Here is an 876-nt window from a genome sequence, read left to right as displayed (position 1 = left end):
CGCCTATACCGACCGCCTGCTGCGCCACAACCAGAACCGCTCCCACTGAGCACCGGGCGCTGCGCCCGATCAGAACCCGCTCCGCGATCCGCGGCGCGGGTTTTTTTTCGCCTGGCGCGTAAAAAACGCGCGCGTGATAACACAGCCAAAAATAACCATTTATTGACACAAAAGCACTTAATCAATAGAATCAAACGCTTATTTACAACCTGCCATGCAGGTAATCGACGCGTTTTCGGCGTTTCGATCCACTTCAGGCGGCGTTGCCTTGGCAGCCCGTCATCGGGCCGATCGTGGTCCTGATGCCCAGGCTGGCGGCTGTTCTCCGCCCCTGGATCGCCGGCAGGCAGACGGGTTTCACCCCGTCGCGCCCCGGCGTCTTGCCTGGCTCTTGCGTGCTCCTCGCAGCACCATTCGAGCCCATGCGCGTGCTGCGCACGCGCATTTCCGGTCGTCACCGGTCCCTTCGCGGGATACCGGCATACGTTGCATCAGGTGCTGCCTTCGGCCTTGCATGCCAGCCTTTCGCAAAGCGCTGGACTGTCTTCAATCCAATAAAAGGGAGAGCGAAACAGTGGCCAAACAGATCACCATCGAGCATGTTTTCAAAGTCTTCGGCGACGCGCCGCAGGACGCGCTGGAGCTCGTCCAGCAGGGTCTGAGCAAATCGGACATCCTGGCCCGCACCGGCCAGTCGATCGGCGTCTTCGATGCCGATTTCCAGATCGAAGCCGGCGAGATCTTCGTCATCATGGGCCTGTCGGGGTCGGGCAAATCCACGCTGGTGCGCATGCTCAACCGGCTCATCGAGCCCACGGCCGGCCGCATCCTGGTCGACGGCGCCGACATCGGCGCGCTCAGCCCCAGGGACCTGCG

Annotated in this window: 1 protein-coding gene; it reads left to right on the top strand. The window is 61.9% G+C overall.

Going from position 1 to position 876, the window contains the following annotated elements; genetic code table 11:
* Positions 1 to 574: 574 nt before the first annotated feature.
* Positions 575 to 876, top strand: a 302-nt coding sequence (locus D3H34_RS33100; protein WP_119558906.1) for an ATP-binding cassette domain-containing protein, incomplete at its 3' end; no start/stop codon positions are given.

The organism is Acidovorax cavernicola, from assembly GCF_003581445.1.
The sequence above is the reverse complement of the archived record's forward strand: the minus strand, read 5'-3'. Positions and strand labels throughout refer to the sequence as shown.